This window comes from Rhodococcus sp. USK13 (assembly GCF_018343855.1).
In the GTDB taxonomy this organism is placed as follows: Bacteria; Actinomycetota; Actinomycetes; order Mycobacteriales; family Mycobacteriaceae; genus Rhodococcus_F; species Rhodococcus_F oxybenzonivorans.
Genome location: NZ_CP069241.1, coordinates 18,744 through 36,839, shown reverse-complemented (window position 1 = coordinate 36,839; position 18,096 = coordinate 18,744). Strand labels below are relative to the sequence as shown.

At 66.0% G+C, this 18,096-nt stretch carries 21 protein-coding genes and 1 pseudogene; 13 read left to right on the top strand and 9 right to left on the bottom strand.

The window, feature by feature from the left end; translation table 11 throughout:
- The first annotated feature begins 2 nt into the window (after positions 1-2).
- The 5 genes from JQT59_RS00150 to JQT59_RS00130 all read left to right on the top strand — a co-directional run bounded on the left by JQT59_RS00150 (position 3) and on the right by JQT59_RS00130 (position 4,556).
- Entirely contained in the window at positions 3-494 is a 492-nt protein-coding gene (locus JQT59_RS00150; protein WP_213570987.1) for a hypothetical protein, read from the top strand.
- Positions 491-1,507: an aldo/keto reductase gene (locus tag JQT59_RS00145; protein WP_213570985.1), complete on the top strand. Its 1,017-nt coding sequence runs from the start codon at positions 491-493 to the stop codon at positions 1,505-1,507. Before JQT59_RS00150 ends, JQT59_RS00145 begins: the two co-directional genes overlap by 4 nt.
- Before the next feature lie 997 nt (positions 1,508-2,504).
- Entirely contained in the window at positions 2,505-2,693 is a 189-nt protein-coding gene (locus JQT59_RS00140; protein WP_213570983.1) for a hypothetical protein, read from the top strand.
- A gap of 550 nt (positions 2,694-3,243) precedes the next feature.
- A complete protein-coding gene (locus JQT59_RS00135) occupies positions 3,244-3,861 on the top strand; it encodes a helix-turn-helix domain-containing protein (RefSeq protein ID WP_249353556.1) in 618 nt (205 codons plus the stop codon).
- Positions 3,855-4,556: an RES family NAD+ phosphorylase gene (locus JQT59_RS00130; protein ID WP_213570981.1), complete on the top strand. Its 702-nt coding sequence runs from the start codon at positions 3,855-3,857 to the stop codon at positions 4,554-4,556. The genes JQT59_RS00135 and JQT59_RS00130 overlap by 7 nt, the downstream gene beginning before the upstream one ends.
- 62 nt (positions 4,557-4,618) lie before the next feature.
- Here the strand turns inward: JQT59_RS00130 and JQT59_RS00125 are convergent, their stop codons facing one another.
- Positions 4,619-4,903, bottom strand: coding sequence for a DUF4193 family protein (locus JQT59_RS00125; RefSeq protein WP_213570979.1), 285 nt, complete (start codon positions 4,901-4,903; stop codon positions 4,619-4,621).
- Positions 4,904-5,358: 455 nt separating this feature from the next.
- Here JQT59_RS00125 and JQT59_RS00120 point away from each other — a divergent pair, with 455 nt between their 5' ends.
- The 3 genes and pseudogenes from JQT59_RS00120 to JQT59_RS36490 form a co-directional block, all read left to right on the top strand.
- On the top strand, positions 5,359-6,732 hold the full coding sequence (locus JQT59_RS00120) for an Lsr2 family DNA-binding protein (RefSeq protein WP_213570977.1): 1,374 nt from the start codon (positions 5,359-5,361) through the stop codon (positions 6,730-6,732).
- 19 nt (positions 6,733-6,751) lie between these two features.
- The gene (locus JQT59_RS00115; protein WP_213571575.1) at positions 6,752-6,988 is read left to right on the top strand and encodes a hypothetical protein; all 237 of its coding nucleotides are present in this window, start codon (positions 6,752-6,754) and stop codon (positions 6,986-6,988) included.
- 225 nt (positions 6,989-7,213) lie between these two features.
- Positions 7,214-7,444: pseudogene (locus JQT59_RS36490) on the top strand (hypothetical protein); the annotation flags it as partial.
- A gap of 128 nt (positions 7,445-7,572) precedes the next feature.
- On the opposite strand, the gene JQT59_RS00110 reads toward JQT59_RS36490, so the two are convergent.
- The 3 genes from JQT59_RS00110 to JQT59_RS00100 all read right to left on the bottom strand — a co-directional run bounded on the left by JQT59_RS00110 (position 7,573) and on the right by JQT59_RS00100 (position 9,232).
- Positions 7,573-7,863 carry a DUF4193 domain-containing protein gene (locus JQT59_RS00110; RefSeq protein ID WP_213570976.1) on the bottom strand — a complete coding sequence of 97 codons (291 nt, stop codon included), beginning with the start codon at positions 7,861-7,863 and terminating at the stop codon, positions 7,573-7,575.
- Positions 7,864-8,410: 547 nt separating this feature from the next.
- Complete coding sequence (locus tag JQT59_RS00105) at positions 8,411-8,692, bottom strand: hypothetical protein (protein ID WP_213570974.1); 282 nt, start codon at positions 8,690-8,692, stop codon at positions 8,411-8,413.
- A 3-nt stretch (positions 8,693-8,695) separates the two neighbouring features.
- A complete protein-coding gene (locus tag JQT59_RS00100) occupies positions 8,696-9,232 on the bottom strand; it encodes a PASTA domain-containing protein (RefSeq protein WP_213570972.1) in 537 nt (178 codons plus the stop codon).
- 336 nt (positions 9,233-9,568) lie between these two features.
- On the opposite strand from JQT59_RS00100, the gene JQT59_RS00095 reads away from it, so the two are divergent.
- Positions 9,569-9,736, top strand: coding sequence for a hypothetical protein (locus JQT59_RS00095; RefSeq protein ID WP_213570970.1), 168 nt, complete (start codon positions 9,569-9,571; stop codon positions 9,734-9,736).
- A gap of 145 nt (positions 9,737-9,881) precedes the next feature.
- Here the strand turns inward: JQT59_RS00095 and JQT59_RS00090 are convergent, their stop codons facing one another.
- Positions 9,882-10,646 carry a hypothetical protein gene (locus JQT59_RS00090; RefSeq protein WP_213570968.1) on the bottom strand — a complete coding sequence of 255 codons (765 nt, stop codon included), beginning with the start codon at positions 10,644-10,646 and terminating at the stop codon, positions 9,882-9,884.
- 477 nt (positions 10,647-11,123) lie between these two features.
- Positions 11,124-11,546: a hypothetical protein gene (locus JQT59_RS00085; RefSeq protein ID WP_160094565.1), complete on the bottom strand. Its 423-nt coding sequence runs from the start codon at positions 11,544-11,546 to the stop codon at positions 11,124-11,126.
- Between the two features lie 705 nt (positions 11,547-12,251).
- Here JQT59_RS00085 and JQT59_RS00080 point away from each other — a divergent pair.
- Together JQT59_RS00080 and JQT59_RS00075 are read left to right on the top strand one after the other, a co-directional pair.
- Entirely contained in the window at positions 12,252-12,587 is a 336-nt protein-coding gene (locus tag JQT59_RS00080; protein ID WP_213570966.1) for a hypothetical protein, read from the top strand.
- 238 nt (positions 12,588-12,825) lie between these two features.
- Positions 12,826-13,890 (top strand): hypothetical protein, encoded by a 1,065-nt coding sequence (locus JQT59_RS00075; RefSeq protein WP_213570964.1) that lies wholly within the window; start codon positions 12,826-12,828, stop codon positions 13,888-13,890.
- A 24-nt stretch (positions 13,891-13,914) separates the two neighbouring features.
- Here the strand turns inward: JQT59_RS00075 and JQT59_RS00070 are convergent, their stop codons facing one another.
- From JQT59_RS00070 to JQT59_RS00060, 3 genes are read right to left on the bottom strand one after another with little or no spacing between them, the layout of a single operon-like run.
- Positions 13,915-14,418, bottom strand: a complete 504-nt coding sequence (locus JQT59_RS00070; RefSeq protein ID WP_213570962.1) for a hypothetical protein — start codon at positions 14,416-14,418, stop codon at positions 13,915-13,917.
- Positions 14,419-14,420: 2 nt separating this feature from the next.
- The gene (locus tag JQT59_RS00065; protein WP_213570960.1) at positions 14,421-15,188 is read right to left on the bottom strand and encodes a hypothetical protein; all 768 of its coding nucleotides are present in this window, start codon (positions 15,186-15,188) and stop codon (positions 14,421-14,423) included.
- Positions 15,155-15,826, bottom strand: coding sequence for a TerD family protein (locus tag JQT59_RS00060; RefSeq protein WP_213570958.1), 672 nt, complete (start codon positions 15,824-15,826; stop codon positions 15,155-15,157). The genes JQT59_RS00065 and JQT59_RS00060 overlap by 34 nt, the downstream gene beginning before the upstream one ends.
- A gap of 349 nt (positions 15,827-16,175) precedes the next feature.
- On the opposite strand from JQT59_RS00060, the gene JQT59_RS00055 reads away from it, so the two are divergent.
- Positions 16,176-16,751: a TerD family protein gene (locus JQT59_RS00055; RefSeq protein WP_213570956.1), complete on the top strand. Its 576-nt coding sequence runs from the start codon at positions 16,176-16,178 to the stop codon at positions 16,749-16,751.
- 461 nt (positions 16,752-17,212) lie between these two features.
- Positions 17,213-17,578: a hypothetical protein gene (locus JQT59_RS00050; RefSeq protein WP_213570954.1), complete on the top strand. Its 366-nt coding sequence runs from the start codon at positions 17,213-17,215 to the stop codon at positions 17,576-17,578.
- Positions 17,579-18,096: the final 518 nt, after the last annotated feature.

Genomic DNA, 18,096 nt, shown 5'->3' with positions numbered 1-18,096 from the left:
GGATGACCCATTTTTCCGGACTGACCGAGGACGTGGCTCGGGAGGCGGCCGAGCTGGCTCGACCGTCGATCGAGAACCTCTCCCACGGATCTCCGGGACATCTCGTCGTGCTCCGGCCAGGCGTCACCCCATCCGCCGACGCGGAGTTACCCGTCGTCTACCGCCACAGCTGGGGTGAGAAGAGGGACTGGGCCGGGCCGTACGACACGATCGCCGAGTCGAAAGCGCGGATCAGCTGGACCACCGGCCTGCCATCGCATGCCGTTCAGCAGCTGCATCCGTACCTCTACCAACAAGGCTGGACCAAATGGGGTGGCAGCGCGGTGGGCGAGGGCGGGCTGGTCGTGGCGTACAGCGGCGACAAGTGGTTCCACGACCAGTTCTATTCAGAGCTCGTCGTCGCCGCGATCACCCTCGTGTGCCACCGCGAGATGGACGCCGTGATGCGCGACCCGGGCACCCTGTTCCTCGGCAACGGAGGCGAGAACTCATGAAGGTTAACGACACTCGGAGGTTCGGCCGCAACGGCTTCGACGTGACCCTGCTCGGCTACGGCGGTGCGCCCATCGGCAACATCTTCCGGCCGATCCCCGAAACACAGGCCCAGGCTCAGATCACCGAGGCGTGGGAGATGGGGGTGCGTTCGTTCGACACCGCACCCATGTACGGGCACGGACTGTCCGAGCACCGGGTGGGCCATGCACTGCTGACCAGGGACCGCGACGACTACGTGCTGTCCACGAAGGTGGGGCGCACGCTGACACCCGCACCGCATGGGTCGTTCGACACCGGAATCTGGGTGGACACCCCGCCGTTCCGGGCCGACTTCGACTACTCGTACGACGCGGTCCTGCGGCAGGTGGAGGACAGCCTGCAGCGCATGTGCCAGGACAGATTCGACATCCTGTACGTGCACGACGTCGACCGGTACACGCACGGCGACGCCCAGCCCGCACGGTTCGCGGAAGCGCTCGAGGGTGCGTTCCCCGCGCTGATCCGGTTGCGGGAGGAGGGCGTAGTCCGGGCGATCGGCGTCGGGGTCAACGAGGCCGACGTCTGCGTCGACGCCCTCGAACGCGTCGATCTCGACTGCATCCTCCTCGCGGGGAGATACACACTGATCGAGCAGGATCCGGTGACGGACCTGCTGCCGCTCGCGGTTAAGCGCGACGTCGCGATCGTCCTCGGCGGTGTGTTCAATTCGGGCATCCTGGCCACCGGTGCGGTGCCCGGCGCCAAGTTCAACTACCAGCCCGCACCCGAAGAGGTGCTGAGCCGGGTGCGTGACATCGAGAAGTTTTGCGAGCGTCATCGGGTTCCGTTGACGGCCGCCGCGATTCAGTTCGCGGCCGCGCATCCCGCGGTACGGGAGCTTCTGCTGGGTGCACGGAACTGCGAGCAGCTGCGGCAGAACGCGGCCTGGCTCGAACACCCGATCCCAACCGAATTCTGGGACGATCTGAGGGCCGCGGGGCTGATCCGGGAGGACGCGCCGACACCTGCCTAACTGAAAGACTCCGCACCATCACCCCTCGATCCCACGGCGACCGAAATGCCGGAATCGGTGAGGGACTGACCCATCGAACGCCGTCTTCCCTGCCCGGAATGTCGGGCTCGACTTCCTCTCTCACCGCAGACACTGACGAACAGTCACCGTGCCCACCAGCTCGTCGATCGTCTCCGCCGGGTGTCCTCCCTGGAGATGATCGACGTACTCGTCGACCGCCCCACCGGGTGTCCTCCCAAGGGGCGGTCGACGTCATTCCCTGTCCGGAGGTATCGAAAAGGACGCTCCTCGAAGCCAATGCGCTCGGAAATCAGGCAATGAAAAGCAAAAAATACGTGCTCTCCATCTCCCTGCCACTGATCGGACTTCGTTCGGGTGTGCGTCGGTTCGAACCGATTCACGGCCATCCGCCGAGGAGAGATGGGTGGGCCTACGGCGGACTGCTACAGCGAGTGGCCCGCCGAAACTTCGTCGGCGGTGACCACGGTCATTCGCGCTTTTTCCAGCCGTGCGGTGTGCCGTTTCGCCACGTCGAGGTCGGCGTCAGCAGTTCCGAGTGTGTCCTGGGCGGATCGGCCCCGTCCGGTAGTGCACTGGACTATCGCGTTGACAGATCAGCGCCCGGCGGGTGCTGTAAGCGGTGCGCGTCCCGTCAGCGGGAGTGGCCGGTCCAGCGATGTGGGTTGTGGGCGATCGCGGTGGCATGTCGAACTGTGTCCACTCTTTCTCTCACTGCCGCGACCGGTTACGGGCCAACAGTATGTGTGCGAGGGTCATGGGGAGCAGGACAGCGTCGGCGGCGGATGCCCATACTCCGAACGCGGCGCTCACAGCCAGCACGGTGATTTCCCGGCTGCTGGGAATGGGGCCGGTGAGGTCACCGTCGGCGTCGACACTGAGGGTGACCGTCTGACCCGACTTGGCGGGCCCTCAGTGGGCACTGGTGCGGTGCGGTGCCCGTGCGGGGTGGACCAGCGGGCCCGGGCAGTATCCCGCAGTGCCGACGGAACGAAGCGAGACTTCCAGGGTGTCGGGGCGCGGGATGAGTGTCCTCGAGCAGAACGGCCGGTACCTGATGCATGCCGGCGCGCAGTGCCTGGGTGCGGTGTTCGAGCCGGGTGTGCGTCGCGGTTCCGAACGCGGCGGCGACGGGGATCGCCAACAGGACCAGTATCGCGGCGAGTAATACCAGGGTGGTCTCGATGCGGTCGCTTCGACGCATCAGGTGGTTGCGGCTCCAGGGACGCAGCCGCCACCACCGGATCGGTGTGGGCGCCGGCGCCGATTCCTCCGGGCGCATCACTCACCCCCCAGCAAGTTCCGCTTCTTCGTCCTTCGATTGTGTGTCGAAATCTGGGGTACTGTCGCCCACGCCGTGTTCGGGAAGATTCATGGCTGCGGAAAACACAGAGCCGTGTCGCTGCATCACACCAAACCGAGATAGAAGTCGCAGGCGCACGGAGCGCGTGTTCCCGACCAAGGAAAAACCCCGCCGGGCTCGCCCGAGGACCCGACTGAGCCGACCGCTTGAGCGTCGTGGTGCCCGCGGCAGTGGCGACGATGCCGGTGGTGACATCCGACTACGGGGTCGCCCCTCTCGGCAGCATCCGCCGCTGACGTGCCTGGCAAACTCGGTCGGTGTGATGGACGCGGTCGAGGTATTGGTGACTTCTATCGCTCCGGAGACCGCAGGTTGCGTAACTTGTTTATCTTGTTTGACGGCGTAGCATGGGGGTATGAGCACCAAGGCGCACGCTGAACGCACCAATCCTCGTACGGCGGCTGCGGCCGGCCGGAAGGGCCGCACCGGCCGGGCGGCGGGGTTTTCGACGGTCCTCGAGGATGCGCTGGCGAGTGTGCCGGAGGTCGAGCGGGAGAGTTTCGTGCTCGGTGTGGTCGGTGAGGACGCAGACGGGCTGGACCGTGCGTTGTGGGGCCCGGGACCGTCACCGGCGGAGCGGAAAGCGGCGGCGTTGGTGAACCTGCGCCGGCAGTATCAGGCGCGCCGTGCGGTGGTGGAGGCGTCGCTGACCCGCCCGGAGGCGGCGGAGTTGCTCGATGTGTCCGAGCAGGCGGTCCTCGACCGGCTCAAGGCGGGGGATCTGGTCGGGCTGAAGAAGGGCCGGGAGTGGAGGCTGCCGTCCTGGCAGTTCAGCGCGGACTCGGAGTTGGGATTTGTGCCCGGGCTCGCCAAGGTGACCGCGGTGTTCGCCGGGGGTGCGGTGTCGTTGACCGAATGGGCTCTCGCCCCGAACAGTGACCTCGACGGCGCCACCCCCGTGGAGGCGCTGGCGGCCGGACACGTCGACGACGTGGTGCGGGCGGCTCAGGTGGGTACCGCGGCCGCGTGGTAGCCGCCCTGGGCGCACCGGTACGGCCGCTGCGCGGCGGACAAGCCTGGATGTGGCGGTGGCGGAACCCCAGTGCGGGGCACCCGTGGCGGTGGTGCCGCATCTACCACCCGTCCCCGCACACCCCGGACGGGATCACCCACCGCAGCTTCGTGCCGTTGCACCGCCTCGATCCGCACCTGCCGGCACCGGGTGGCGTTCCGCGGCAGTGCCCGGACGGCCGGTCGGTGCTGTATGTCGCCGGCAACGTGGCCACGGCCGTCGGTGAGGTGTTCGGTGACTACCCGGCCGCTGCAGTGTGCCCGCGGTACCGGGTGGCGCTGCTGCGACCGACGGCGCCGCTGGCTGTGCTCGATCTGCGGGGTCAGGGCGCGGCGATGCGAATCGGTGCGTTGCCGTCGCTGGCCACCGGCGAGCATCCGCGGCCGCGTACCCAGGAGTGGGCGCGGGCGATCTATGAGGATCAGCCGGTGGCCCGGCACCGGATCCACGGCGTCTACTACGACGCTGCACACTCGAACGGACCCGCTGTGGCGTTGTGGAACACCGAGTCCCGGATCGAGGTGGTCACCGACACGGGCGGGGAGGTGCAGGACTTCGCGCTCGCCGAACCGAGGATGTGGCCGCGGATCATCGATGCGGCGGTCAGCGTGGGTATGCGCGCGGATCTGGTGCCACGCTGTCACCTGTGCCCCTAGGTCGAGCGTCGAGGAGGACAGTCACGTGGCGTCGCCTTGTGAGAGTGCGCAGTCCCGGCAGATCAGCTGCCCACCCCGGGCGAGGACGGCTGCAAGTGGTGGGCCAGAAGGCAACTGGTGCAGGGGAATTCGTCGGATTGTGGGGGATGACGCGGACGGTGCGTTCGTCGCTGGACAGGTCGGCGCCGGGGTAGTTCGAAGGATTCGGCGGTGTCGGTGTCTTCGACGTCCACGGCGGGGGATGAGGTGTCTTTCCGGCTGGCGGTGAGCTGTTCGAGGGAGGTGTCCGCTGTGTCGTCGGATTCGGTGACTTGCGGGTGCGTCGTAGTCGGTGGCAGTGACCACACTCCACGTGCGGTGCCGCGGTCATGACAGTGTTCTCCCGGCAGCTGGGATGTGGCCGGCGCGCGCCTGCGCCGCAGGGTCGGTACCGCTGCGACCGGAAGTCCGGGAGACGCTGCACCGCCGGAAGTTGCGGCACAGTCGCCGGGTGGATGGTGGGGGCCGTAAGGCGCACGCCCGCTCGCCGCCTGAACACAGAAAGCGTCAAAGCAACCAGACTAAATCCCTAGCCGCCGAGACAATTTCGGAATTTCGTTGGAGATCAACCCTGCCATGGCGAGCCGCGCTCGTCCTGCATGAGCGACGTGAGTGTGAACCCCAAAACGGGTCGTGTTGGTTAGCTCACATGGGCAATGTCTTGAGACAATTGAAATGTCAGTTCGGGTGAGCTTCCTCATTACCGAGACGGGCCTGCCGTTACTGTGTGCGGTCGACGTTGCCGATGTAGAAGGAGAGCACGATGGCGGTATCACCGAGGAATTCCGCAGGTTCGGCGAAGAGGACGACCAAGGAGATCCGTGAGTGGGCGATCGGAGAGGGTCGCGAAGTGTCGCCCCGCGGTCGGATTCCGGCCGAGATCGAGCAAGCCTTCTATGACGCTCAGGCGAAAACGGCGCCAACGAAGGTAGCCGCGAAGAAGACGGCCGCGAAGAAGACGGCCGCGAAGAAGACGGCCGCGAAGAAGACGGTCGCGAAGAAGACGGTCGCGAAGGCACCGGCCGCGAAGGCACCGGCCGCGAAGAAGGCGGCCGCGGAGGAGACAGTCGCCAACAAGGCGCCGGCGGCGAAGAAGGTGGCTGCAAAGGAGTCGGTCGCGGAGAAGATAGTCACCACGAAGGCGCCGGCGAAGAGCGCGGCGGCGGTCAGCAAGGCTGCGGCGAAGACGACGACCAAAGAGATTCGCGAGTGGGCGATCGGAGAGGGTCGTGAAGTGTCGCCCCGCGGTCGGATTCCGGCCGAGATCGAGCAAGCCTTCCAAGACGCTCAGACGAAAACGGCGCCAGCGAGGAAGGTAGCCGCGAAGAAGGCAGTCGCCAAGAAGGCACCGGCGGCGAAGAAGGTGGCTGCGAAGAACGTTCCGGCGAAGAGCGCGGCGGCGGTCGGCAAGGCTCCCGCGCAGACGACGACCAAGGAGATTCGCGAGTGGGCGATCGGAGAGGGGCGTGAAGTGTCGCCCCGCGGTCGGGTTTCGGCCGAGATCGAGCGAGCCTTCCATGACGCTCAGGCAAAGAAGGTTCAGGCAGAAGCGATGCCGGCGAAGAAGACGCCTGTGAAGAAGGTAGTTGCGGAGAAGGCTCCGGCGGAGACGTCGGTCGCGAAGAAGACGGTCGCGGAGAAGGCTCCGGCGGCGAAGAAGGCTTCGGCGAAGACGACTGCCGCGAAGACGACTGCCGCGGAGACGACGGCCGCGAAGACGGCAGGGGCGAAGACGGCGGCTGTGGAGTCGGCTGCGGATGCGACGGCCGCGGAGACGCCTGCCGTGAAGAAGAACGTCGCGAGGAAGGCTCCGGCGAAGGCGACGGTGGCGGAGTCGGCTGTGGAAGCGACGGGCGTGAAGACGCCTGCCGTGAAAAAGAACGTCGCGAGGAAGGCTCCGGCGAAGGCGACGGCGAAGGCGACGGTGGCGGAGTCGGCTGTGGAAGCGACGGGCGTGAAGAAGGCTCCGGTGACGGGAGCGGCGGCGGGCACCGCTCCGGCGAAGGCGACGGCCAAGGAGATTCGCGAGTGGGCAATCGGGGAGGGCCGTGAAGTGTCCTTGCGCGGTCGGATTTCGGCCGCGATTGTGCGAGCATTCCAGGACGCTGCGGCGAAGTTGCCGCTCCCGCTCGGTTGAAATGGGTGGGGGTCCGCTGATGAGCGTGACCGACCGACTGCTGTTGCCGCGGTATGCCGTCTCGGCCCGGGCCGTCGCCCGCGCCGCCATGGAGGGTGATCGCATGTTCGGCACCGTGGAGGTCACCGTCGAGGTGCTTGCTGAGTTGCTCGAACGCCAAGTCCTCCCCGTGACCAGGAGGGTGCGCCGCACTGACGGTGCCACTGGTGTGTGTCGAGCGGCGCGCTCTGATGACCGCCCGCTCAGGGCAGGATGAGGTTGTGGGCGATCGAACCGCAGCGGACCTCGGGTGTGGACTGGCCATGCTCGCCTATATATGCGGACGACTTTGTGCGTGGGAGGGGTGAGGACTTCCGTATCCCGGCGACCGTGCTCGATGAGGTTCTCGATGAGCTGAGCAGTGTCGAACGATCTCGTGCGATCCGACGTGGCTGACGGCGGTGTGTGGGAGTCGTGCTGGAGCCACCTGTGGGCGGGGGACGGTGGTGGGCACGAGTGGGCGCCGGTGCATCGGTGGGCGGTCGCGCTCGACGACGGGCGGCTGGTCTTCGTGGACACCAAAGATGTGACCATCGATCCGGGCTCCTACCGCTCCGCCCCGAACCCGGACTCGGCGGTGAGAGCTGTGGACTCATCATCGGTTTGGTCGCGGGTTCGAGCCCCGCCCGCCCCACCGCGTTCATCGCCATGCGCCCGACAGGCTCGTGGATGAACGAGGTCAGGCCGTCGTGCCGCGAGTGTGCGCGAGACGGCGAGAGGTGGTCCTCCGGTCGGGTGGTGGCGCGGAGGATCGCACCGTTTCTATCGGAAACGTCCGAGTCGTCGGCTGCTCCGGCGTTCTCAGGCGCAGTCTCGGCAGATCAGCTGCGCGGGGTCGGCGAGGCGGCTGCGGTGGTGGACGAGGAAGCAACTGGTGCAGGTGAATTCGTCGGCCTGTTTGGGGATGACGCGGACGGTGAGTTCTTCGCCGGAGAGGTCGGCGCCGGGTAGTTCGAAGGATTCGGCGGTGTCGGTGTCTTCGACGTCGACGACGGGGGACTGGGTGTCTTTCCGGCTGGCGGTCAGCTGTTCGAGGGAGGTGTCCGTCTCGTCGGATTCGGTGACCCGTGGGGCGTCGTAGTCGGTGGCCATGCCTGCTGCTTCCTGATGCTTTGGGTGTTCGGATCCGCCAGATTAGAGGGTCCCGCCGCCGGGACACGCATCCGGGTTATCGGGTGTTGTGGTTGCCCCGCCACCGATGCCATTCCGCCGACGCAAGTGCGCGCCGCCTCGACGGTCTCGCCGGAGTGGCGACGCGATGGGCGGGAGCGCTGAGGGTGGCCCGGTGATCCGTCAGCACCTCGGTGAACCGCAGTTCTTCTTTCCTGAAATACGGTGTGTGATAGAGGTATTCAACATTCGTCCTTGTCCAGGGCAGCGAGCGTCTGAGCGAGGCTCCGGACCCCTGAGGGAAGAGATGAGTGTGCTTGTTAGATCGCCCATCCGGTGGCGAACGTTACGGGAACGCCCATGTCAGCGCTTCCCTCTCATCCTGTTCGCAGACGGGTCCGTAACCGGAAGGAATCGTTCTCGGCCCTGGCCCTCACCGCGGATTCTGCGGTGAGGGCGACCACCAGGGGACGCTGGGTGCGAGGTGGGGGTCGGCGGCCTGGAAGGTCCCGCCTGTCGGTGCCACCTGTCAGGGAGCGGGCGGGTGGTACTGCCCGTACACGCCGCCGGGGTGGCCCTGCAGGTACAGGTTGTGCTCGTAGGTGGCTCGTGCGGCGAGCTCCTGCCGGCGTTGGTGCTCGGCACCCTGCCGGGCGCGGTGGTTCTCCCACACTCCGATGCCGCCGTACGCGATCGCGGCGAGGGCCGCCGCTGCGGCGATCACCCACCAGTACTTGATGATCAACCCGAGCACGAACAGGACGCCCAGTCCGGTCAGGACGGGATGTTTCGAGGCGAAAGACCGGCCCACGTGCTACTTCTTCGTCAGTGTGACGACGACCGGATCGTCGCCGGCGACGATGGTTCCCGGGGCCGGCTCGATGCTGACGGCGGTCCAGTTCGCGGCCATGATCACGAGGGTGTCATACGGGTCGGCGGAGGCGAGGGAGACGTTGGTCAGGCCGAGCTTGGACAGTTCCTGTCGCACGATTTCACCGTTGCGTCCTGCGACGTCGGGCAGTGTGACCTGCGCGGGAACCGTGGTGGGTGCTGCGGTCGTGGTGGTGATCTTCGGTGCCAGTGCCGCGACCGCGGTGGTGGTTGTTGCAGTGGCGGCGGACTTGTTGTCGTTGCCGCCGCCGGCGAGGCCGGCGATGACGAGCAGTGCGACGATCCCGCCGGCGATCCAGGGCCATTTGGGCTTGGTCTTCGGAGCGGCGGGTGGGTATCCCTGCGGCGGCATTCCGTATGTGCCCGTTGCGTACTGGGGACCAGGTGCGGGGGGCTGCTGCGGTGGGTAGTGCGCTTGGGGTTGCTGGTAGTACCCGTTCGGTGGCGGGGGCTGTGTCATGGCAGATCCTTCCGGGTAGGTGGTGACGAGGGGGAGAGCAGTGAGCGTTGGTACGCGATGGCGGCGTGGGGCACGAGGTGCGCTGATCGACCCCCGTCAATGGGGAGTGCAGGGATGGGATGAGCGGTCACGCCGTGTCGGGTCCGGAGATCGTGTCCGGGCTGGATGGGCAGATGGAAGTAACCGGCGGACCCTCTGGTAGACGGGATTCCGCCAGGGCAAGCCTTATTCAGGCCTATTTGGCGCCGGTGAAGTACTGTGGGCAGTACGCCTTCGTCGACGCGTACATCAGGTTCTCCGCGTTCTCGGGCGTCGGAGGCTTCGGTCATGATCTGCATGACCACCTTCCTGTCCACACCGGAGTCGAGCTGCGCGCACACGTCCGCCCCGAGCCCGAGGACGGTTGTCACGCTGACCCCGCGCCAGTGGAAGTTCAGTTCATCGATGAACGCTCTCTCCTGCGGGGCCAACGTCTCCGAGACGGTGGGCCGGGCCACGGTCTGACCGGGCCTCGCCCTCGTCGGCCGAACCTCCGTGGGTGGTGGTTACCTGCGTGGTGACCGTCTCCTCCCGGGGCACGGATTCCGAGCTGCACCCGGCCAGTGCCAGAGCCTCACTGCCAGCAGCAGGGGAACCACTCGGTGCATCCCTACTTGCTCCCGGTGACGTCGACGATGTTCGCGAAGAACTTCGGCACGGTGGTGTTGCCGCCGATCTGGGTGTCGTAGGAATAGGAGCCGACGACCTCGACGTACAGGGTGACCAGGTCGTCCTCGACCACATTCGCGGCCGTGGTGGACAGCACTCCGACCATGGAGTTCACGTCGTAGTCGTAGTAGTCGCCCGGGTTGGCGCCGGTCTCGGCGCGGAACGTGGTCTTCCCTGTCGCGGAGTCGAATTGGGTGACCACCCCGTAGATCACCAGCTTGCGGCCCTTGTGGGCGTCCGGGTCCTTCGCCAACAGGGCGAAGTCACGGTCGCCGATCTGCTCGTAGGTGCCCCGGTCCATCTTCGCGGCCAGGAGTTCTTGCTGCCGCTTACTTTCGGCCTCGGCCTCGGCGGCGCGGCGGACCCGTTCCTCCTCGTGCTGCCGCTTGATCTCCTCCTGCTCGAGCCGCTTCGCCTCGGCCTGCTGAGCTGACAGGGTCGCGGCGGCGGCGCTGGTGCGGGAGGCGAGGGCGGTCTCGGACGCCGTCGGGGTGTTCTCGTGCTGGTTGGCGGCGATGCCGAGGAAGAGGATCGCGGCGGCGAAGCAGCCGCCCACCACCCAGGGCCAGCGCTTCTTCTTGTCGCCGGTGGCCCACGGCTGTTTGGGAGGCATCGGCGGCTTGGGGGCCTGGCCGGGGCTGGGCTGCCCGAGCTGGCCCGGTTTCGGCTGGTTCGGGTCCTGAGGAGGGAAGGGCGTGTCGTTCACTGGGTGTCTCTTTCGATAGTCGACGCCTGCTGCGTCCTGTCCGTAACCGTCGGGTGTCCCACGGCGTTAGTGCAGTGACGGAAGGCTCTTTGATGTGCGCCATCGGGTGGGTGGTGCCAGAACCTCCCGCAGCTCCGACTCCGAGGCGTACCGGTCGACGAGGGTGGTCCTCCACCATGGCCCGGGCGGCGTCCGCGTGGACCCGGTCGGCCTCGATGATCTTCCAGCGCTGGTGGTGCTTGTTCAGCTCCGGAGCCTGCTTGCCGTCGATCGGCTTCCACGCCTTGGCGATCCCCTGCTCACTCGCACTGGTGATGACGCGAACGTCGAGGTCAAGGCGAGCTGTGTTGCCGGGTCGGCACCGTCCGTACGCTGGGGGTTGCGACCCCGGACACGACCCTCAGATCTGGGGCCGTGTCTCGGGGTCGCTCGGACCGTGCGGTCTTACCGTTGTGGTTGTCCGGGAAAGGGTGTGGGTCAGGCCTGGAACATGCACATCGGCGGCGGGGGCCCGAACAGCGACCCGAGCGAGCCTGAGCCTGCGTAGTCCTCGTCCCAGTACTCACCCTTGGAGACGATCGTTTCGTAGGTGCGCAGGTTGAAGGTGTGGCAGGAAACGTACAAACCGGCGGCCGGTGTGGGCTCGATGCCGAGCCAGTCGCCCTTGTTCACGATCTGGTCGACCTCGACGACGCCCCGGCAGGTGTAGCCGTCGAACTTGGAGCCGTCTTCCTTCCAGATGACGTAGTTCATGCAGTTGGTGCCGGAGTAGTAGATCGACGAGCGAACCTTGTCCCCGTAGTAGGTGGTGGCCTGGGCCGTGCCGGCGCCGGCGGTGGCGATGGCGGCGGCAGCGACAGTGGTGGTAGCCACGGCCGTTGCGAGACGTGTCAGACGCATTGGGCGCCCTTCCTGTTCAGTGTGGTACCCCTGATGGGAGTGGACGTGCTCCCCGGCCAGCCCTCGGGCCGGGGAACCAACCACCCACATCAGGGACAAGGTCAGTTGCACTCTTGACCGACTCGTAGCCGTCGGCGGCTGTTCGGATCTGCCGGGGTATTCATCGAAAACCCTGCGGAGCTGAAGCGAGGAGCCGAATCGTGGTGCGTCATGCGGGTGTCTCGTCTCTCAGGGGGAGTCACTAGCCTTGCGCCATGAAGGCGCGCAAGCCCAGGTCGTGCGCCGTTGATGAGTGCGATAGTTGAAACTAATACCAGACGAACCGGGCGATAACACAATTCGGAACGATCTCCCGCGTGTAGCGCGCTCTCCGCGCAATGTGTTGCGCTTCAAAATATCCGAGTCAATAGATCATTCGACCGACAAGAGCATTAGAACAGGGACTTTGTCCTCTAGCGGCGACGGGAAGCGGGTGGTGCGGGCTGTACAGCCGATCTCTCATTCACCTGACTGACGTGCGGCTGGCGGTACTCGCGGTTGCTAAGGTCGTAGGTCCGCTTCGCTTGAACCAGGAGCAATTTCATGAGTGATCGTCCTGTGCACCTTGTCCAGTTCCTGGCGTCGGCTGCGATATGCGGCGCAATCGTCTCTGGATGCTCGACCAACGCAGATGAGTCCGACGCGGAGGGGTCAGCGGTGCCCACAGTGACGGGGTCGGATGCCAGTGTCGTCGTGCAGGTGGACTGCGGCGACGATGGCGTCGCCAGCGTCAAGGTGTCGTATGGCGGAAACTCGTCTGACGGGGGTGGTGTCCTCGTAGGCCGAAATCCCACAACGCAGGCCGCTGGTGGCATGGCGACCTTTTCCCGGCAGTATGGCACCGATGTGGAATTTGATGACGCGACGCTGTCCGTGACGACATCGCCGACCACTGGGACGTGCACTACGACGCTCACCGATTACAACAGCGGTGAGGTGATCTCACAGCGCGAGACCGCAGGCAGAGCGGTGTTAGAAGCCATCGTGAGCGCCGGGCAGTAACGAGCCTGACGTTCGCAGCGGCGACGGCCTACCGCCCGTAGCACCTCATCGGGATCAAGTGAGACACCGATAAAGATGCGAATCCGCGGTCCTCGCTGCCGGATTCCTTGCTCTCAGAGGCCGTTCGACGAACCCTCAGCGGCAGCTGGGGTGTCGCTGACGGTGGGTTCCGGCACCGTGGCTTCGGCGGTTGTACCTGCGCGGGGGTGCCCGGGAGTAGCCCAGTATTGTTCGGCCGGTGTCCTTGACGTCTCAGATCGAGTGGGCCGGATCGCCGTTCATGCGATTCGCACAGAAGTCGATTCCTAATGCTGCCGCGGTCACTTTGGTTCACGATGGTGTCCGCAAGCAGGCGCTGCGGACCAAGTCCAGTCATACCGGGAAGCGGCCGGACTGGGGTCTGATCGGAACATCGATCGATTTTCGTCTGAGACTGTCGTTCGCCACGGAGGATCTCGTCCCGGTGTCGGCGCGCAGGGGCCACGCGGCGCTGACCAGAGACCATCCGGAAGCCTCACCTCTGTTGGGCGAGTTGACGGCCGCGATCGCCAGCGTGCTCGCCGAGTTCCCGGCGCAGCCGGCTGACCGTATCGAGTTGCCCGAATCGATGGAGAACGACCTGCTCCGCCTCTGCGTGGTCGCCGGCCAGCTGGATCAGCTCTACCGCTCGTACCTGCACGTCATCGACAAGACACCGCTACTGGAGGGCGGGAAGGCGGTCACGTTCGATCAGGCGCGTAAACAGGTGCCGTGGTTCGTCATCGACCAACTCCACGACCAGGTCTGCCTCGCGAACACCGGACTCGGGCAGCTACGTGCCGATGCGAGGACCGCGCGCTCGGGGATGAGCTTTTCCGGGTCCGACGCCATCGGGGGCGCCGACGCGGACCTGCTGGTCGACGGGCTGCTCCTCGACTTCAAATCCACCCACGCCGCGACGACGATCACCAAGTCCGATGTCTATCAACTCGCCGGGTATACCCTGCTGGACTTCGACGACGAACACCACATCGATCACGTCGGGATCTACTGGACACGGCACGGGATCAAGCGCACATTCTCACTCCCCGGTTTCTTCGAGCTGCTCGGGGCCACCGAGACGGTCCCGGAACTCCGGGCCGGGTTGCGGGCCGAACTGACGGCATACAACGACCAACAACGGCGTGACCGCGACGCGGCGAGGACCGCCGCCGGGCACCGAGAGGCCGTCGATGCCGCGGCTTTGCACGAGAGCCACGAGGAGATACCGGTTCGCCGCATCCATCGGGCCCGCCGCTGGCTGAGCCGTGTGGTGCAGCGCTGAGACCTGAAGATGGGGCGGGCTGTGTCAGCTGCCGAAGAACGGCATCCCAGGACGTTCAGGCTCGGGTTCTGGTTGTGGTTTGGTGCTTCCGTCGACGGTGAGGGTGAACTTGTCGCTGCCGGCGGCGGATTGCACGTCGCCTTGGAGCCAGCAGTACGCCTCGACGGTGTAGTCCCCGGTGTGGGGCACGGTGATGAGGAATTGTTTGGTTTCGCCGATGGATGCGCCGAAGCCGGGGACGCTGGCTTGGGGAAGGGGCGGCCATATCCACGGCATGTCGCCGCCGGTGTTCTGGTGGTCGGTCAGTTGCGGGAAGCATTCGATTCCCGGGTAGGTCAGAGGCCCGAGGTTGGGGTTGGGGTTGGTGACGGTGGCGTGGACGACGAGCCCGTCCGCGTCGGCGGTGATGGTCGGCGCCAGAACTGGTTCCGCGGCGCCTGCGGAGCCGGCACCGAGGAGTAGCGTCCCGGTGAGGGCGGTGAGGACGCCGGCGGCACGGACAGTGCGTGTCGGGGTGTGCGGGTGCATAGTCAGTACTTTCCTGTGGGGGTGGGGCAGCGCCCGGTGTATTTGGTGAGTCCGATACCGCGGTTCGCTTTTTTGCTGCGGCCGACGGGTCCGCCCTGGGGTTCACGGACCCAGGAGCCGGTGGTGTCGAGTCCGGGCATGTGTTCGCTGCCGGGGTGGCTGTAGCGGGTTTCGCCGTCGACAGTAAGGATGCCGTCTTGCACGTCGATGTGGGCGATGGTGGCCCAGTAAGAGTCCTGTCCGTTGCCGACGTAGACGAGGATTTCGTCGGCGTCCTCTCCGGGGAGCCCACCGGGTGCGGCGCGCCCGTATCGGATGGCGACGCGGGGGCGGCCGAAGGTGTCGATCGCGCCGGTGCCGTTGTCAACGCTCTGGTAGACGTTGACCAGGAGATCACCGTTCTCGGTGGGCAGGACGCGGACCTGTTCGACGGCGGCCCGGTTGCCGTTGCCGGGGCCTTTGCTGTCGCCGTAGTGGTGGATGAACGGCCACTTGTCGAGGCTGCCGCGGTGGCGGGGTTCGCCGCTGATGACAACGAACTTGTTGGTGACCTCGTCGCGGCAGAAGAAATACACGTCGAGATCCCCCGTCCCGTAGCGGGTGACCCTGCCATAGGCGTCGTAATGGGCGCCGCGGCCGTCCCATTCGAGTCCGACGGTCAGCACCCAGTTGGGGTCGCCCTGGCTCTTGCGGAGATCGATGCGCGCGGTCTTGGTGGCCGAGTCCTTCGACAGGGTTACCTTGACTTTTTCGAAACTGATCGGCGACACCGCTGGCTGTGGTGGTGGGGCGTGCGGGGAACGGTAGGGGTGGCTGCCGCTGCGGCCACGACCGGTGGGTGCACGGGCGTGTACTGGTGCGGCGCCGCCGGTGCGGGCGGTGCCGGGGCCGCCGGCGGGGAGGCGGGTTCGTTGGAGACGTCGATACCGTGGTGGGTGACCAGGGCTGCCAGCCCGGTGTCCCAGCCCGCGGAGACATTGCGGGCCTTCCAGGTGCCCTGGCGGCGGTAGACCTCGAGCAGGACCGCTGCCCGTTCGGTGGTCAGGCCGAGCGCCCGTGCGGTGACCCGCATCCCGGTGGGTTGTTCGAGGACGACCCCGAGGTTGCCGGTGTCCGCGAGGCTCCCGGCGACCTGGTCGTCGAGCGCCACGGCGATGGACAGTTTCTCGATTCCGGCCGGAACAGCGCGGAGGTCGATCGTGATGCGGTCGGCGGCGACCAGTCGGACCGCACCCTCGGGGGAGGTGGGTTGGTTGAAGAAAATGAAGTCGGCATCGGAGCGGACCCGTTGATCACCGCCGAGCTGGAAGGCCATCAGGTCGATGGTGCCGTGGCTGACGCCGGAAACGGCCACGGTCAGCGTGCCGTCGTCGATGGGGGTGTTCTGGCCGCGGGCGAGATCGGTCATGAGGTGCGGCCGGAGCCGGTCCTTTCCGGGTGCTGGTGAGGTCAGTGGGTATCGCGCGTACCGCCCGCAGGGGGAAATGGTCGGCCTATGCGACCGTCGACGGACGAGGCAAACGCTCAGACACCGGACGCCCCGCCGGACATGGTTGCACCGGGCGGCGCCTCGACCCTCGTCCTCGATCTCCGGTGTGTGCTGTCTGGCAACCGATCACGCGCTGATAGTACGGGCATAACACGGATGCACCCTGCAATGGCGTGTCCGAAACATCACGTTCTAAGGTGGGTAGCCTGAGCGTCGAATGGGGTGGGCAAACAGTGCGCATCCACACGCTGTGGGCGGAAGGATCTTCATGGGCGTCACCCTGGCCAAAGGCGGCAACGTTTCCCTCGACAAGCAGGCACCGAACCTGACCGCGGTCGCCGTAGGTTTGGGATGGGACGCACGCTCGACCACCGGTCACGACTTCGACCTCGACGCGAGTGCGCTGGCGACCGGCGAGAGCAAGCGGGTCCTGTCGGACCAGCACTTCGTGTTCTACAACAACCTGCGATCACCCGACGGGTCCATCGAGCACACCGGCGACAACCTCACCGGCGACGGTGACGGTGACGACGAGGTCATCAACGTCGACCTCAAGGCGGTGCCGCCGAACGTCACCAACATCTTCTTCCCGGTCTCCATCCACGATGCGCAGGCGCGGGGGCAGAGCTTCGGGCAGGTCACCAACGCGTTCATCCGCGTGGTCGATCGCAGCACCGGCAACGAACTGGTGCGCTACGACCTGACCGAGGACGCTTCCATCGAGACGGCAATGGTGTTCGGGGAGTTGTATCGGCATGGCGGCGAGTGGAAGTTCCGCGCGATCGGTCAGGGTTACGCCTCCGGTCTGGCCGGGATCGCCCGAGACTACGGCGTCAACATCTAGCCCATCGCAGCAGGTGCGTGGCGCGTTCGGCGGCGCACGGTGTCATCCACGTAGACCACGGAGAGCGGCTCGCAGCTACTTCTCGTTCATGGGCTCGCTCGTTCACCGCAGCGGGCGCTCGGCGGTCCCGAACTGTCGGTGAGCTCCAGACTCGATCTCCCCACCAACGCGAGTTTCGATGGTCCCGTTCGAATTCATCGAACGGGACTCATTGATTCGCTCCTTCGGGACATTTGAAGTTGCTATCGCTTGACCGAACGCTTCCCGACCACGAATGGACCCGCATGCCTGACTCCGCATCCCCCGGCTGGTATCCCAACCCATCGGGGGAGCCCAACTCAGTCCGGTAGTGGGACGGCCAGACTTGGACGGATACGCGACAACTCGATGCGCCTGCCGCCCAAGTCGCACCTTCGGCCACACCTGCGTCAGCAGCGCCGGCTAAGCGCAGCCGCAAGGGCATGTGGATTGCAGCGGGCGCTCTGGTCATCGTTGCTGTCATCGTCGGTTTCACCGTGTTCGGCGACAGCACAGAGGATGAAGCCGTCGACCGATGCACAAGCGCCGTGGCCGATCGGATGAAGTCTCCGAGCACTGCCGAGTTCAGTGACGTGTCCGCGTTCGAGACAGACAGCCTCAAGACCATCGACGAGGACTACGCGCAGTTGGACAGGTACAGCAACTACGGCAAACTGAGCCGCTGGGTCGTCACCGGCGATGTAGACGCCAGCAACTCCTTTGGTGCCACCGTCCGCAGCGAGTTCAATTGCAGCGCCATCGTCGGTGACGGGACTATCGTGGGCGTTGAAGTCGGCTACATCGAGTAGTTCCCGGGCGCAGAAAGTTGGTCGTCGACGTCACGGTCGGCCGCGAAAGCTGCCTATCGGTTGTCTCGTGTGGCTACATGCGACTTCCCATAATTGGGAGCGAACGCCGCCAACACTGGGCAACAGGAGGGTCGATGGCCGCGGCGATGCCGAGGACTCGTGGGTTGTCGGTGACCATGTCGTCGTTGACGTACCCGAGGGTCATGCGTGGCGAGCGGGTATTTTGCCGGCGTCCGAGGCCGGATACGCCACCGGAAGCAACCGGTAATTCCGCCCGAGGCCGGGCACGACGGCCACGGCCTTGCGTCTGCCATATAGGGCGAATGCATGGCGTGTCAGTGTCATTCACTCGATGTACGTGACGGGTAGTCCCATTGCCGATCCGCGGAGCGCGGCGTCATGCTGGTGGGGCTGGTCGCCTGGACCGCGAACGGCGCCTCGAGGTGACATGTGCGAGGCCATCGAAGGTAGGCCGAGACGTATCCAGGAGCCTCCGCATCACGCGGAATGATGTGGAG